The sequence below is a fragment of the Dellaglioa sp. CoH-57-MRSF-18 genome (assembly GCF_056781995.1).
In genome coordinates this window covers 1-423 of record NZ_JBXAXX010000096.1, presented here as the reverse complement: position 1 = coordinate 423, position 423 = coordinate 1, and the positions used below count along the sequence as shown (strand labels likewise).

Here is a 423-nt window from a genome sequence, read left to right as displayed (position 1 = left end):
GGAATTTGGCGATGGAGCCATCGGCGTCTCGGGTCCACACCGAGCCCGGCGTCAGGAATTCCATGTTTTCTGCAACAGACATTATGATCCTCTTGGGGTTGATTGGTGGTGCTGTAAATCTTATTTACTAGCAGGCGCGTTGATACGCAGCAGCGGCGTCACGAGCGCCACAAAAGCCTGAAAGCGATTGTCGCATGCGTCATGTTCGTTGGCCCACTGGGCAATCGCCTCTGTCTGCGCCTTCCCGTCGTATTTCTTCGACGGGTCGAGTTTCGACAGGTGGCCACAAGGTGCTATTGCCTGCGGGTCGATGTTCAAACTCGATTTTTCGGACACGAGAACTGGCGTCGTGGCCTTTTGAGGTGTCGTACCACACGCAGTCAGCAGTGTTGCACAAATCAGCGCAATTGTCAACGTCTTCAT

Annotated in this window: 1 protein-coding gene; it reads right to left on the bottom strand. The window is 54.1% G+C overall.

What is annotated here, in order from left to right:
• Window positions 1–120 precede the first annotated feature (120 nt).
• Window positions 121–423 (bottom strand): putative periplasmic lipoprotein (locus AC1RPG_RS08235; RefSeq protein ID WP_289860492.1); only part of this gene is annotated, 303 nt, incomplete at its 5' end.